General features: G+C 69.4%; 4 protein-coding genes. 1 reads left to right on the top strand and 3 read right to left on the bottom strand.

What is annotated here, in order from left to right; genetic code table 11:
- Window positions 1-63 precede the first annotated feature (63 nt).
- Genes PV342_RS21160 through PV342_RS21150 form a run of 3 tightly spaced genes read right to left on the bottom strand, consistent with a single transcriptional unit; the run spans window position 64 to window position 13345 of the window.
- Window positions 64-4116 (bottom strand): Eco57I restriction-modification methylase domain-containing protein, encoded by a 4053-nt coding sequence (locus tag PV342_RS21160; RefSeq protein ID WP_500318354.1) that lies wholly within the window; start codon window positions 4114-4116, stop codon window positions 64-66.
- Window positions 4116-7046, bottom strand: a complete 2931-nt coding sequence (locus PV342_RS21155) for a DUF8741 domain-containing protein (RefSeq protein ID WP_500318353.1) — start codon at window positions 7044-7046, stop codon at window positions 4116-4118. The genes PV342_RS21160 and PV342_RS21155 overlap by 1 nt, the downstream gene beginning before the upstream one ends.
- A gap of 32 nt (window positions 7047-7078) precedes the next feature.
- Entirely contained in the window at window positions 7079-13345 is a 6267-nt protein-coding gene (locus PV342_RS21150) for a protein kinase domain-containing protein (protein WP_500318447.1), read from the bottom strand.
- Between the two features lie 313 nt (window positions 13346-13658).
- On the opposite strand from PV342_RS21150, the gene PV342_RS21145 reads away from it, so the two are divergent.
- Window positions 13659-15398, top strand: coding sequence for a sigma-70 family RNA polymerase sigma factor (locus tag PV342_RS21145; protein ID WP_500318352.1), 1740 nt, complete (start codon window positions 13659-13661; stop codon window positions 15396-15398).
- Window positions 15399-15457: the final 59 nt, after the last annotated feature.

Below are 15457 nucleotides of genomic sequence, written 5' to 3'. Positions count from 1 at the left end.
GCCGAGTGACCGGTAAGGCACCGGCCTCCCGGGCGGTTGGCGGCGCCCGGGAGCTCGGTCGGATCAGCTTCGGGCGGGGTGACGCGGACCGTGCCCGGGGGGCGGAGTAAGGGCCGAGGCGAAGTTCTCGCCGTCGACGAGCGGGGTTTCGAGGGAGACGCCGGCTGCGGTCATGCGGTCGTAGAGGTCAAGGATCAGCTCCTTGGTGCGGTAGGAGCCGTACTTAGCCTCGTCCTTGCGCTTGACGATGGGGAAGGTTTCGAGGATGTAGTCCACGTCCTCGCGGACGATGCCATAGAGGTGGAAGAAGAGAGCGTCCAGCTCGGCCCGGATGACCGCGCGGCGGTCGTCGCTCCACCGGAAGGGAGCACCGGTGTCACCCAGATCCCGGGCAAATGACTGCATATCCTCGGCGATATACGTGAGTTCAAGAACGCGAGGCGTAATGAGTCGAGAGTGCGCTGCAAGCGATACGGGCCCAGGCAGCGGGACCTGCCCAAGATAGTTGAAAGTGAGGTTCGTCCCCCCAAGCTTTTGCCGCAATACATAATCTGCGACAAATGTCGCAAGAGCGGCCATCAATAGGTGAAGGTTTTCCCCAAACATGAGTGGCGTACTGTGCCCGACAGCAGCGCGAGGAAGGGCAAACGGGATAATTGACCGCTCATTAGTTGTGTTGGTGATGTTACGAAACCCCACGAGCCACTCGCGGCCCCAAGATTTTCGCGCCAACCGAGCTTCGACTTCGGGCTTCGCAACCCAATAGCGAGGAATGGCGGCGACCTTTGGGTCATTCTGCTGCTGTGGAGTCAATCGGGGCAGAGTGCCCATATTGGCCTGGGCTACCGTCTGCCCCTCATAGGTCCCAAGCCTGTGGTCGTAATGGTGGAGCATCTTCGCTTCGTAAAGTGGAAGCATGTGGGCGGCATCGCGGGTGAAGACGTTGCCGGCAAGGGTCCAACCTTCTCTTTCGAGTTGGTCTCGGGTGCGGAACAGGCTTGAGTCGTTCGACATGTGAAACATGCTCAAGAAGGACAGGCTCCAGGGGTTACCGTTGGAGCAGTTCTCCTTAATGAGCACCGGGATGCGGCGATAGATCCCGAGGGTAGTATCCGCGTCGCGACGGGTACGGAACATCGGACTCGACCCCGTATTGGGATTGACAAGTAGGATATCCTCCCGACTCATCACAAATCTACGTTCCGGCAGCTCATCCATGTAACGAACTTTCGACGAGAAGAAGGCCTGCGGAATCCTCTCTCCCCGGCCGGCCATTGTCAATAGGCAAAAATTGACCGCATGATGGACATCCCGACTAAGAATGTAGCCTTCATTCTCAAACCCAAGATATGAGACAAGGCGCTCACTTTTGACTAGGTCCGAGAAGAAAGGAGCGGTCGTGGCATCTGTGCCAATGCCGATAGGCAAGACGAGACCAGAACGCCCCCTCTCTGTAACGACCCGACTGGCAGTTTCTGCGAAGACTGCATACGTATTAATGTCGCCCCGACCAGTAAGCGGGTAGCGCCCACCTAGGCGCAGGAGCTGGCTCTCGCCATCCGCTTGACGTTTTGCTGCCGTGAACTCGGCGAAGAGATCCGGGTTCGTTGTCGGCAGGGCCGCGATGAGCTTCTTGCGGGCGGCGGCGTTCGGGGCGGTGGCAATAGCCTCGTCGCGCTGGGCGAAGAACTCCTGCTCCTGGAGCTTGATGCGCTCCCACGGCGGGTTGCCCAGCACGCACGAGAAGCCGCCGGCCCAGCCGACCGAGGGCTCGACGGTCGCGTCCGCCGTCTCGGGGACCCGGAAGATGTCGGGAAACTCCAAGTGCCAGTGGAAGAAGTTGTACTGCTTCGCGATGCGGACGATCTCGTCCCGCGTCGTCGCCGGTATGCCCTCGCCCGGGTTCTGGAGGTCGCGGAAGACGCCTTCCGTCACCGGGGTCGGCGCGCCCTGGACCTTGGGCCACACGAAGGCCGCGCACCAGGCATCGGCGATGTTCAGCGCGTGGAGGTATTCCGCGGACTGCTCCAGGTCGCGGAAGCGGCTGGACTGGAGGCGGACGTCGCGCAGCGTGTCCACGGTGGCGCCGGTGATGTCGCGCACAGTGGCCGCGAAGGAGGCGTTGGAGACCCAGATGCGGTCGTCGGTGGTGAAGCTGAGCTGGCCGCCGCGCTCGGTCGCGTTGCGCTTCTTCAGGGCCGTGGCGATCTTCTTGTCGTCGCCCTCGATCGGCTTGAACGCGTCGTCGGGTATGCCGTCCGCCAGCAGCGCCGGCGTGGCGCCCAGCAGTGCGTTGCCGTGCTTGATGTGGGCGTCGAGGAAGCCCAGGGGCTTGCCCGGCTCCAGGGCCTCCAGCCACAGCGACACCTTCGCCAGCTCAACCGCCATCGGGTTGAGGTCCACGCCGTAGATGCAGCGGGCGACGACCTCGTGGAGGGCGTGGCGTACGGCGTCGATCGTCGGCTCGGGGTTCTGCTCGCGCACGGCGGCGACCCGCTTGGCGATGCGCCGGGCCGCGGCGACGAGGAAGTGCCCGGAGCCGCAGGCCGGGTCGCAGACCGTCAGGGACAGCAGCTCGTCCTCGATGGCCTTTCGGGCGTCCGGTTGTCCGGAACGCGTCGCGCGGATCTCGCCGCGCTTGACCGCGTCGTCGATCACCGGGTCGAGCGCGGAGTCGAGCAGGCAGTCGATCAGCGAGGACGGCGTGTAGTACGAGCCCGTCGTCTTGCGGGCGTTGCCGGCCAGCTCGACGAGCTCGAAGGTGCGGTCGGACGCATTGTGCTTGGGGACGAGCTCCAGCAGGGACTCGTAGATGGAGCCCAGTTCCTCCGCGTCCAGGTGGCGGTAGTCGACCACCCGGTTCCGGCGGGAGGTGGCGTCGCGGACGACCGACAGGGCGCGCACCGCGTCGAGCAGCGGCTCGTTGGAAAGGGCCAGGGCGTGCAGCAGCTTGTCGGCCTCGATGTCGTCGAAGATGCCGCCCAGCGCGGGCAGGCCGAGTTCGGGGCGGCCGTCGTCGTTGCCGAGGCCCGACAGGACGAAGCGCAGCGCCTGGTACAGGTCGCCGTGGGCCGTGCCGCGGCGGCGCTGGGCGTGGCGGCGCAGGCGGGCGGAGGAGAAGTACGCGGCGTACCGCTCCTTGGCGGCGGGGTCCGCGTCGGGGGACAGCAGGACGTCGCGGTCCTCGGCGACGAACAGGAACAGGAGCCGGTAGACCAGGCGCAGCAGGGCGTAGTGGAAGGTCTTGACGTTCTGCGGCGCCGCGTCGATGTGGGCGCGCAGCTCGCGGTTGTCGGGGTGCTTGAGGAAGCCCGTGCCCAGCGTGGTGATGGCGGTCTGGACGCCCTTGCGGAGCTGGTCCAGGGCGCGGGTGCCGGAGGCGATGGCCTCGGTGCGCCACTTCTCCAGCCGGCACGCGGAGGGCGCGGCGTCCTCGTCCACCTCGAAGCGGGAGACGTGCAGGAGCCGGTAGAGCAGCACGAACTCGCTGAACAGCTCGCCGTCGAAGATGGCTTCGAGGTCGAACTCGACGTAGGAGGCGGTGGCGAGCGCGCTGGAGTCGCGCAGCAGGCGCATCTGGCGGCCGTTGGTGAGGACGCCCCACAGGTGGGCCTCGGTGCGGTTCAGGCACTCCTGGAGCATGGACTGCGGCGGAACGGTTCCCGCGCCGCCCGGCCGCCGGTCCAGGTCGGCGTTCCAAGCCGGCTGGTGGATGAGGACGTGCCGCCAGCGGTGGGAGACGGCGAAGGTCTTGTCCGGGTCGGAGTCGGCCGCGATGCCGGTCTGGCCCATGGGCGTGAGCGGGCCGTAGCCGAGTTCCCGCCACAGGGGCGCCAGCCAGTCGTTGCCGGCGATGCCGGTGGGGTCGCTCGCCGGGGCGCCGGTCGCCGGGTTCTCGGGGAGGCGCTTTCGCAGGTCGCGCCAGAGGGGCTTGAGGTACTCCCAGCTGCGTTCGGCCTCGTCGCGGACCGAGCGGGAGGTGGGCAGGCCGTAGTCGGCCGGCTTGGAGCCGGGGACGTCCTTGCCCTCGCTGATGCGGACGAGCATGTCGACGGGCAGCAGGGCGCCGACCGTGTGGACGGCGGAGAAGACCTGGTTGCGGGTGGTGGCGGACATCAGGCGGCCTCTCCGGACACGGCGGCGGGCAGGTAGACGTAGGCGCCGAGGATGTCCGCGGGCTTCTGGGCGGTGACGCGCAGGCCCCGGACGATCTCGTCGGCGGCCTTGCGGACGCGGCGGTGGGACTCGTTGAGGCCGGCCGCGAGCTCGTCGCCGTAGGACTCCAGGTGGGCGGCCACATCGGGGAGCTGGCCGAGGATGCGGCTCATGGTCCGTTCGCCGAAGTCCGGGTCGGTGTTGGCGGTGGCGGTGGCGTCGAGCAGGGCAACGGCCGCCTCCTGCGACAGCCACTGCGCGTTCTTCGGGGAGCCGCGGAAGGCGAGCAGGCGGGCGTCCTCCGCCACGATCTGCTTCTCGCCGCTGCGCGACGGGAGTGTCAGGTGGAAGCGGTAGCGCACGAGCAGCAGCGTGGTGCGGGTGGTGACCGCGTCCGTCGTGATGACGCCGCAGCGGCGGGCCGGGCGGCCGCCGTCGGCCTGGGTGTCCAACGCCGCGTTCAGGACGTGGCCGGCGAGGGCGCCGACGACCGGGTCCGTGCGGACGAGGGCGGCTTCGCCGCGGGCCACGGCGGGGTCGGACCGGAAGGGGATGGGGCGGTCCTTCTCGATGACCTCCGCGCCGACGACCGGGGCGAGCGCGTCGCGCAGCCCAGCCGGGGTGCCGCCCACCTCCGCGGTGAAGTCCTGGCCGGTGGCGCGCAGCACGCCGCCGAGGGCGTTCAGGGAGTCGCGCACGAACGTGGCGATCTCTCCGGCGCTGCCCAGTGCCTCGCGCACCGAGGCGACCTCGCGGGCGACCTCCTCGGGGTGGATGGAGCGCTGGGCGAAACGGGAGCGGGAGGCCTTCTCGCGTTCGGCGGCGGAGTTCCAGTCCTGTTCCAGGTCGGCGAAGCTCTGCTGGAAGGCGTCGGAGCCGAACAGCGCCTCCTGCTCGCCCCGACGTCCGCGCAGCAGCAGCCACTCGACGATGGCGTCGGTGACGCCGGTGGACATCTCGTCGGGCACGGAGACGGAGATGCCGAGGTCCTTCTTGATCTGGCGGTGCTTCTTGATGAGGACTTCCAGGACCTTGCCGTCGATGCCGTTGTCCTCGCCGTAGAGGGTGATGACGCGGACCTGGTCCTTCTTCTGGCCGTAGCGGTCGACGCGGCCCTCGCGCTGGTCGTGGCGGGTCGGGTTCCAGGCGAGGTCGTAGTGGATGACGGCGTCGAAGTGGTGCTGGAGGTTGACGCCCTCGGAGAGGCAGTCGGTGGCGATCAGGACGCGGCGGGCGGCGGCCTCCTCCCCCGCCTCGGCCGCCAGCTCTTCGATGCGCTGGATGCGCTGCTGCGGGGAGAGGGTGCCGGTGACGGCCTTGACGACGGTCTTCGCGCCGAGCGGCCCGCGCTTCTTGCTCTCCGGGTCGTTGGCGAGCTGGTCGGCGAGGTATTCGGCGGTCGGGATGTAGCGGCAGAAGACGATCGGGTTGTGTCCGTCGGCGAGCAGCGCCTTGAGGTGCTTGATGAGGGCCTTCAGCTTCAGGTCCTGCTCGGGGCCCTCCAGCTCGGCGGCGCGCGCTGCCAGTTCCGCGAGCCGGGATCCCGCGTGCTCCTCGGTCTCGGCGCCGGGGGCCACATCCATGCCCTCCAGTGCGTCGCTGTCCGCGGAGTCGCTGGTCAGCGGGGCGCCGAGGCGGTCGGCCTCCTCCGCGGAGGCGGCGACGGCGGCGACCGAGCGGGTACGCAGGGTCTGTGCGGCGGCGCGCGGCGAGGAGACCAGCGAGCGCAGCAGGGCGATCGCCGACCACCAGGCGATGCGGGCCTCGCGCCTGCCCTGGGAGCCGGCGGCCTCGACGCGGTCGCTCGCGTAGGCGATGGCGTCGTCGAGCAGGGCCCGGTAGGCGGGGGCGAGCTTGTAGGTCTCGTCCTTGAAGTACCGGTCCGAGGGGAACGCGGTCTTCTCGGCGAGGCTGTCGTCGCTGAGCCCGTCGCCCTTGGTCAGGTACTGGCGTACGTCGGCCCGCTTGCGCGCCACGAAGTGCCGGGCGAGGAGCGCCCGGCCCGCGTCCGTGTCGAGGTCGACGTGGGCCAGCTCGGGCCTGACGAGGCCGAGCAGGTTGCGGAACGCGGACTCCTTGCCGGAGTGGGGCGTCGCGGTGACCAGCAGCAGGTGGCGGTCCGGGGCCGCGGAGACGCGCTTGAGGAGTTCGTAGCGCAGCTGGTTCTGGGCGCCGGCGGAGGTGTCGTCGGACGCGACGCAGGTGTGCGCCTCGTCGACGATCACGAGGTCGGGGCAGTGGCGTACGAAGTCGTCGCGGTGGCGGGTGGACTTGATGAAGTCCGTGGAGACGATGACGTGCGGGTACCGGTCGAAGAGGGACTGGCCGAGGTCCAGGCCGCGTTCCAGCCGCGTGACCGTGGAGGCGAGGACGAGTTCGGCGTCGATGCCGAACTTGGTGCGCAGTTCGGCCTGCCACTGCTCGGCGAGGGCCGGGGAGCAGAGGACGGCGAGGCCGGTCGCCTCGCCCTGGGCCAGCAGCTCGCTCGCGATGAGACCCGCTTCGACCGTCTTGCCGATGCCGACGTCGTCGGAGATGAGCATGCGAACGGTCGGCTGGCGCAGCGCCATCAGCAGCGGGACGAGCTGGTACGCGCGGGGTTCCACCGCGATGCCTGCGAGGGAGCGGAAGGGGCCCGCACCGGAGCGGAATCCGATGCGCAGGGCGGTGCGCAGCAGGCCCGCGGCGCGTTGGTCGCCCAGGTCCGAGGGCTCGGGCGGGGCGAACTGGGCGCCCTTGACCTCCTCGAAGGTCGGGAAGACGGCGGCGATGTCGTCGTCGGAGCCGCCGAGGGGGCGGAGCACCAGCATGTCGGGGGCGCTTTCCGGCAGCACCACCCATTCGCGTCCGCGTGCCGTCACCAGGGAGCCGGCGGAGTACGTGATTGCCATGTGAGTCCTCAGGTCCTTGCGGTGAGCGGGCGTCAGTGGGCTGTGGTGCCGAAGGCGCGGGGGCGCTCGGCTGCGATGGCGTCCCAGTCGGCGTCGTGCGGGAAGCGGACGACGTCCCAGCCGGCGTCGAGCAGTCGTTCCTCCGCGTCGTCGTCGCGCAGCGCCGTCATCTCGGTGCCGGGCAGGTCGACGAAGACGGCAAGGTTGCCGCTCCCCAGCCGGTACACGTAGTCGGCCTGGGCGTTCGCCTCGGTGATCAGCGTCTCGCCGTCGTCGGGAAGGCGCAGGCCCTTGGCCTTGAGCCAGGTCAGCAGGTCGTCCTGGGCGATGGCCTCGCCGAGCGCGACCTCGGGCGGGGTGGCCGTGCCGGAGGTCTGCTCCAGCAGCCGCTTGAACTGCTCGGTCCGGGACTCGCCGCGCTTGTCGCGCTTCGCCGTCGCCGTGGCCAGGCGCAGCAGCAGGTGTTTGACGGTGTGGCGGTCGATCTGGGCGTGGTCGAGCTGGTTGCCGTAGGTCAGCAGGCACTCGTAGCAGCCGCGGGCGCACGGCCGGTCCGGGTGCGGGCCGCCGAGGTCGTTGCCGTCCTCGTCGAAGTGGCAGATGGCGAGTGCCTGGAGGGCTGCCTTGGCAAGCGCGTCCTTCTCCGACTGGAGCCGGCGGAGCACGCCCGCGCCGCCCTCGGCGGCCTCGGTGAAGAGGATGCGGCCGCGCGGGCCGTCGTCCGGCGGGAGCAGTTCGCTGCTGAGCTCGGAGTCCTCCAGCTCGAACGCGGCCTCGATGCCGCGCTCCAGGGCGTACATCAGGGACAGCGCGATCGTTTCGGGCAGCGGCTCGTCGAGCGTGACGACGAGGATGTTGCGGCGGTCCTCGACGTACGGGATGACGCGCTTCTTGCGCCGCTTCTCGTTGCCGTCGGCGTCGACGCGGGGCATCTCGCTGCTGTCGCCGGACGCCTCCGCCGCGTCCTTGTCGTTCATCCAGCGTCCGTCGCCCAGGTCGAGCCAGTAGCCCGCGGGCTCGTCCTTCTTCGCGCGGACGCGTCCGGTGTTGGTGATGCGGACGGTCGCCGAGTCGCCGTAGGCCACTTCCGCCAGCGGCTTGCCGTCGGCGTCGGAGATCGCCGCGTCCTGACGGCCCTTGCGGGTGCCGTGGTCCTGGAAGCGGTACGAGGTCTCCAGCCGGAAGCCGGCGCGGCGGCGCTCCTCCTCGTCGGAGGAGATCCGCTCGCGGCGGGTGGTGTAGACGGTGTGCAGGTGCAGCAGGCCGTACGTGGCCGAGCCGAGCGGCTCGCCGCACATCTCGCAGCGGTCGGCGCGCTCCTTGGGATCGTGGTGGTAGCCGCAGCTCGCGCAGCGGCGGGCCTCGGTGGTGGCGAGGTCGCCGGAGGCGTCCGGCGGGAGCTGGATGCGGGTCACCTGGTAGCGGGCGCCCTCGTGGTAGATCAGGGCGCCGGGACCGAACTCGCGGATGGCGAGGAAGCGGGGCCGCTGGAGGTAGTCGCCCTCGCCGCGGCGTCGGCCGGTCGTCGGGATGTACGCGGCGAGCGGCAGGCGCGGGAAGGAGTAGCCGGGCAGGAAGCCCTCGGAGGCCAGGTAGCGGTAGGGGTTGAAGTCGGAGAGGACCGACTTGCTGTCGGCGCTCTCGTTCATCAGCAGGTTGATCTGGGTCTCGGCCTCGCGGCGACGTGCGTTGGCCCGGTTGCGGTCGCCTTCGGTCAGGCTGTAGTCGAGCCGGCGCTTGTTCTGGATGTACTGGTCGTCGAGCGCCGCCCGGAACAGGTCGCGCCACCGGTCGAAGGCCCGGTCGAACCTCTCGGGTACGGTCCGCACCCGGTCCTGGATCCAGTCGTCGTACCACCACGTGGTCTCGGCGAACCTCGGCAGCAGCGGGGCGAGCACCCGCAGCGCCGAGTCGACGGTGCGGTGCTGGGCGTCGACGTCGAGGGAGGCGGCGAGGATGTCCGGCAGCAGCTTGAGCTCCGGCTGGGGCCGCTCACCCGTGTCCGGGTACGAGACGTCGAGGACCCCGGGTATCGCGCGGCCCAGTTTCAGTCCGGCCTCGGCGATCCAGATGCCCTGGAGGTGGGAGAGGACGAGGTCCTCGTTGGCGAGGTCCAGGCGCGGCGGTGCGACCGCGCCCGCGACCATGCGCTCGGAGCGGCGGAAGTAGTACTGGTCGTGGCTGTTGCCCGTCGCGCAGTACGTGGTGACGAGGGCGGGCTGGCCGCTGCGGCCGGCGCGGCCGCTGCGCTGGGCGTAGTTGGCCGGCGTGGGCGGGACGTTGCGCATCATCACCGCGTTCAACGAGGAGATGTCGACGCCGAGTTCCATCGTCGGCGAGCAGTACAGCAGTTTCAGCTCGGCCTTGCGGAAGGCCTCCTCGCGGCGTTCACGCTCCTCCGGTGCCACCTGCGCGGTGTGCTCCCGGGCGAAAAGTCCGGCCAGTTCGGCCGCCGCGCTCTGGTACAGATCGCGGAAGAAGCTGTTGACGCGGGGGCCGTCGCCGCTCTGGTAGGTGCGCGTCAGCGGGTCGTGGGCGCCTGTCTCGCCCTTGCCGGCGCGCCAGATCAGCGACTGCGCGGCTACCCGGTAGCCGGTGACGGCGGGGCCCGTCTGCCGGTGGTAGCGGCCGGCGCGCTGCGGGGCCTCGGTGACCTCCTTGACGAGGCCGGCCTTGGCGAGGACCTTCAGCAGATCCTCGATCACGAGCTGCAAGTCGTCCTTGCCGATCTTCTTGAAGGACTGGTCCGCCCGCTCCAGGTACTTCCCGAACTTGCCGCGTGCCGAGAGGAACAGGCTCGAGCGGTCCAGTCCCGGCCGGGAGGGATGCGGGTAGGCGGTGCCGATGCGTGGCTTGTCGGCGGCGGAGAGCACCCAGGGGTCGACGAGGCGTTCCTCGCTCGCCCTCTGGAGCGCGTCGAAATCCTCGCGGAAGTAGGAGACGTCGATGGCCAGGGCCCTGCGCATCTCGTTGAGCAGCGCCTTCGTCACCTCGGCGCGCAGGGCCGGGTCGGCGTCGCGCAGGGTCTCGTGGGCGGCGTTCCAGCGGTCCTGGGCACCGGCCACCCATTCCAGGTCCTCGTAGTCGATCTCGAGGAGGCCGGTCTGCTCCAGGTTGGGCATGGTGATGCGCCAGCCGCGTTCCAGGTCGAGGTAGAGCCGGAAGGCGATGACATCGCGGAGGGTCTTCGCCGCGTTGCGCGCCAGTGACGGCGCGAGGTCGCTCTCGCCGGTGTAGTCGACGGGAGCCAGGCCGATCACGTTCGTGACGGAGGACGCGAGCTCCTCGTGGTGCAGGCCGTCCTCACCGCTGTCCAGCGCCGCCCGGTACAAGGCGCCGCGCAGCTGCGTGATCTGGACGAAGTCGTTGAAGTGCCCGGCCTGCAGCGAGGCGTCCTGCCGGTTGTCGACGAAGGTGAGGAGCTTGCGGGCCTCCTTGTCCAGTGCCTCCTCGGGCACGGACTTCAGGGAGCGCACCACGGAGGCGGAGATGAGGGAGGTCGCCGAGGAGCGTCCCTCCTGGTCTAGGGTGGCCAGCTTCGCGAAGTCCCTGCCCCTGGTCTGCTCGTAGGCAACACCGCAGTGGAGGCAGAAGAGGAACGGCGACGGGATGAACGCGGCCTGGAGTTCGCCCCGGCCCTCGTAGCCGTGCGGGTCGACGGTCACGGCGCGCGGCACCCGGTCGCGGTAGGACTTCTTGACGACCTCCTGACCGCCGGCGTCGAGCTCCAGCCAGGACTCGGGCAGGCGGCGGTCGTCGACGGCGTACTGCGGGTTGGCGGGCCACGGGCGATCGTGGTCGATGTAGAGGTAGCCGTCGCCCTGCCGGCCGCCGGTCGCGGACGTGTCGCGGCGCGCCTCGTAGCGGACGTCACCGTCCTTCTCGTCCCTCCACACGGTGACGTACTCCTGGCCGCACTCGCGGCAGAACGCGAGCGGCATCAACAGCTTGCCGCCGCTGCCGGGCTGTTCGAGCTGGTAGGAGCGGGTAAGATGGCGGGTCGCCTTGTCCTCCAGGGTCACGTAGACCGTGTCGCCCTTGGAGAGGAACTGGTGCAGGCGGAAGGCGAACAGCGGCCGCTCGGTGACGGGGTGGCGGACCTGAGAGCCGGCTTCCAGCGTGGCGCGGATCGCTGCGGCGCACTGCTCCTCGTCGACGCCGGACTGCTCGGCCAGGTCCATCGCGGCGGCCTCGATCTTGGCGGGGCGCTGCCTGACCAGCCGGCCCGTCGTCTCGTCGGTGGCGAGGCCGAACCGGGTCTCGATCCAGCGGGCGAGCGGGTCGCGGACGAGCTCCGCGTACGCGCGGGGCGCGGCCGAGGTGTGCAGGCGCGCGGCGGGCACGGTGTTGGGTGCGGGATCGGTGGCCCGTACGAGGGTCTCTCCGATGACGTGCTCGGGGCGGACGGGCGTGCCGAAGAGCGTGGTGGCGACTTCGGCGACGACCTTCTTCTGGTCGTCGACGGTGCCCTCCGTCGACATGGTGGCGGAGGTCCCGATGCACTGGAGCTCGTTCGCGCGGCAGGCCTCGCGGACCCGGCGGATGAGCAGGGCCACGTCGGCGCCCTGGCGGCCGCGGTAGGTGTGGAGTTCGTCGAAGACCAGGAACTCCAGGCCACGGGCCATCTTGATGAGCGAGCGCCGGTCGTCGGGGCGCGTGAGCATCAGCTCGAGCATCACGTAGTTGGTGAGCAGGATGTCCGGCGGGTTGTCGCGGATCTCCTTGCGGCGCTCGTCGTTCTCCTGACCCGTGTAGCGGGCGAAGGTGACAGGCTCGCGGCCGGCGCCATAGCCGTCGCGCAGATACTTCTCGAGTTCCTTCAGCTGGCTGTTGGCGAGCGCGTTCATCGGGTAGACGATGATCGCGCGGACCCTCTTCTGCGCCTTGGGGCCTTCGGCGTCCCGTTCCCGCAGGACCCGGTCGACGATCGGGACGATGTAGGACAGCGACTTTCCGGAACCGGTACCGGTGGTGAGGACGTACGAGGCTCCGGCCTTGGCGGCGTCGATGGCCTCGCGCTGGTGCTGGTGGAGGGTGAGCGGGCGGCCGTCGCAGACGGTGCCGCCCTCGGTCTTCTTCGCCTGGAAGATCCTGGCGCACTCGTCGTGGAGGACCTTCTGGCCCGCCAGTTCCAGCACGGTGCCGCCGCCGGCGAAGAAGGGGTTGAGGGAGAGCCAGGGATCGGGCCACTGGGACTTGGCGTTCAGGTCCTTCTCCACGAAGCGCCTGACGAGCTCGTCGCGGATGACGGTTCCACCCTCGGTGAAGGCCCGGTAGTCCTTGATGAGCGTGCGGTGGACATTGAAGACGTCCATGCCGGGGCCGGCCGTTCCGAGGTCGACTCCGTCGTCGGCAGGCTGCTCGGCCCGCACTTCACTGCCGGCCTGGGCTGAGGCGGACGCCGTCGCCTGGGCGGCCCGCAGAACCTTGAGACCCTTCACGGGGTCAAGAGCCGCCCAGGTCGGGAGGGCTCCAGGCCCACCGTCGGACGTGGCGAGCGGCAGGAGCGAGTCGCGGACCGTGGCGGCGTCGGCGGGGCGGTGGGCGGGGTCCTTGGCCAGCAGGCGGTCGACGAGCCGGGCGAGTTCCGTGGGAACTTCCTGGCGTATCAGACGTATCGGGGTCGGATTGTCGCTGACGTGCTTGTCTCTGAGCTCATAGCGGTTCTCACCGGTGAACGGCGGGACGCCGGTGAGCATCTCGTAAAGCACGCAGCCGAGGGCGTACAGGTCGGCGGCCAGCGTGACGAGGCCGGCCTTGAACTGCTCCGGCGCCATGTAGCGAGCGGTCCCGACGGCGACTCCGGTACTGGTGATCCTGGCGTCGTCCGGGTCGTCGGCGATGCGTCCCATGCCGAAGTCGAGGACCTTGACGACTCCGCCACGAGAGAGCATGACGTTGCGCGGCTTGAGGTCGCGGTGGACGACCCCGGCGGCGTGGGTGTGGGCGAGGCCGTCCGCGATCTGCGCGCCGATCGCGGCGGCCCAGGAGATGGGGAGCTGTGATTCCTCGTCGATGAGGTCTCCCAGCGTGTCTCCGTCGAGGAGTTCCATCGCCAGGTAGGGACGGCCCACCTCCCCGTCGGTGTCCACGCCGCCTTCGATGATGCGGGCGACGTTCGGGTGCTGGAGGCGGCGCATGATGCGCACTTCGCGGGCGAAGCGCTCGACGGCCTTGGCGTCGTCCCGGGTGTTGACGATCTCACCGGAGCGGTGACGGAGGATGAGCTTGACCGCGACGAGGCGGCCTGCCTCACCCTCAGGCACCTGCAGGTCCTCGGCGCGGTGCACCTCCCCCATGTTGCCGGAGTCGATCGGCCCCCGAAGCCGGAACCGTCCCGCGACCGTGCCACGTTCCACTGCCCCTCCTCTGCCCACCACATGTGCGCCCCCCCAGGCGCGACGCCGCCGCCCACGCCCGACATGAAGAACGTCGGCGACGCGGCACGCGATCTGACACAGCGAAGGAAGCGTACACGTGGAGGGCGTTACGAACCAGACCCCTCGGGCGTTTACATTGTCAACGCACCAGGTCTATCGTCAGGTTCGTCACGTGGAGCGTGCGCGCTTCACGGACACTCACTCGCGTCGTCCGCCTGAAAGTCGGGTCACAGTGGACCTCAAGGCCTCACTCGCCGTCCTGTACCGCAACCTTCAGCAAGCAGTCACCCACGACGGCGTCGTCCCCACCGCCGCTTTCGAGGCGGCGACGTCGGAATTGCCCCTGGACGACGCCTCGCGGGCTCGACTGCTCGCCGAACTGGCCCGCATGGGGTTGCGCATCCAACCTCAGGCAGTCCAGCTCTCACCCTCCCCAGACACACGACATGTGAAGAAGGTTGTACGTCCGCACACGGAACTTTCGCAACCGGATCACACAGTTCGACCGCGCGTCCGCACCGCCTTTGACCTGCTGACCCGTTACGCGGACAACGGCACGGTGACCGCACCCGCGGTCTTCGGGGTCGCCCGCCTGACCGGGTTGACGCCTGACGAGACCGAGGCGCTGAAGGCGAGTGCCGAGGCGCGATACCGCGTGCTACAGGGCGCGCCAAGTGCCCGTACCGGAGGCGCACGCGAGCGGGAGGCCGCCGATGCGGGACCGGCCTCGCCCGCGGTCTCGATCACCGGCCCCGTCGGCGACCTCGCGGCCGCCATAGCCGCGGCCATGGCGGTCATGAACGAGGACCGGTTCACGGGACAACCCGCCAAGCGGATCCTTACGGCGGCCGAAGAAGTAGGGCTTGTCGTGCTCGTTCGCGGCGGTACCGACCGCATCGCCGTCGAGCCGACTCGCGAGGAACTGGGTGAACTGCCCGCAACGGACCTCCGCCGCCGGGCGCGCGACTGTCTGATCCTGCACAACCAGGGCCTCGCGCACTCCATCGCCCGCGGTTACCTGGATCAGGGCCTGGACTACGAAGACGTGTTCCAGCACGCGGTGCTCGGCCTCATGGCGGCGTCGCGCAAGTTCGACCCGCTCCACGGCAACAAGTTCTCGACCTACGCGACCTGGTGGGTGCGGCAGGCCGTCAGCCGGGCCATCGCAAACGAGGGAAGAGCCATCCGTGTCCCCGTCCACTTCCACGAGCTGATGCGCCAGGTCGCGTACGCCGAACGCGCGCTCCAGGCGGCCGGCAAGCCCCGGCGGGCGGCGGACCTCGCTGTGGCCTGCGATCTGCCGGTCAGCAAGGTGGAGGAGATCCTCAAGCTGAGCCGGCCGACCGACTCCCTCGACCGCATCATCGGCGACGGCACCCACCTTGGAGAACTGCTGGAAATCCGTACCGCTCTGCCTTCGGTGGAAGCCGCAGTGCTGGAATCGATGGGCAACCAGCAGGTGCGCGAACTCGTCGCCCTCCTCCCCGATCGTTACGGGCTCGTCGTGTCCCGCCGTTTGGGGCTGGACGGCGAGGAACCGGCCACCCTTGACGTCATCGGAGCCGAGCTCGGGGTTACCCGCGAACGTGTGCGTCAGCTCGAGGCGATGGCGCTCCCGCTCTTGCGGCTCCTGCTTCGGTATCCGGCCTGGCGGCCCGAGGTCGCGTTGTCCACGATGCTGCGGGAGGCACAGCGCAGCGGTGTCGGCAATCTGGTCGGCGCACTGGCGAAGGACCTCAAGGAACCGGAGTGGTCCACGGGCATCGACGCGCTCCAGAGGTTCCGTTCCCGCGAGGGCCACGCGTGTCCCGTAGAGAGTCACGTGGAGGGGGACGTCCGGCTGGGAGAGTGGGTCGCCCGCCAGCGTCTCGAGGGCGGTCAGGGGGGCTCGCGTCTGCGCGTCTCACGAAGGATCCTGCTGGACGCCCTAGGTGTTCTGTCCACAGAGGTTGGTGACGGATCTCTCGGCTGAGGGATCTTGAAATGGGTGAGGGCCTTCTGGCTCGGTGTGGATTGCGACATCTGCACCGG

The organism is Streptomyces sp. PA03-3a, assembly GCF_033792735.1.
GTDB lineage: Bacteria > Actinomycetota > Actinomycetes > Streptomycetales > Streptomycetaceae > Actinacidiphila.
Note: the sequence above shows the minus strand (reverse complement) of the source record. Positions and strands in the feature narration are given on the sequence as shown.

Coding starts and splice junctions, on each gene's coding strand:
- PV342_RS21160 (WP_500318354.1), bottom strand. CDS start 4,116: ATGTCCGCCACCACCCGCAACCAGGTCTTCTCCGCCGTCCACACGGTC.
- PV342_RS21155 (WP_500318353.1), bottom strand. CDS start 7,046: ATGGCAATCACGTACTCCGCCGGCTCCCTGGTGACGGCACGCGGACGC.
- PV342_RS21150 (WP_500318447.1), bottom strand. CDS start 13,345: ATGGGGGAGGTGCACCGCGCCGAGGACCTGCAGGTGCCTGAGGGTGAG.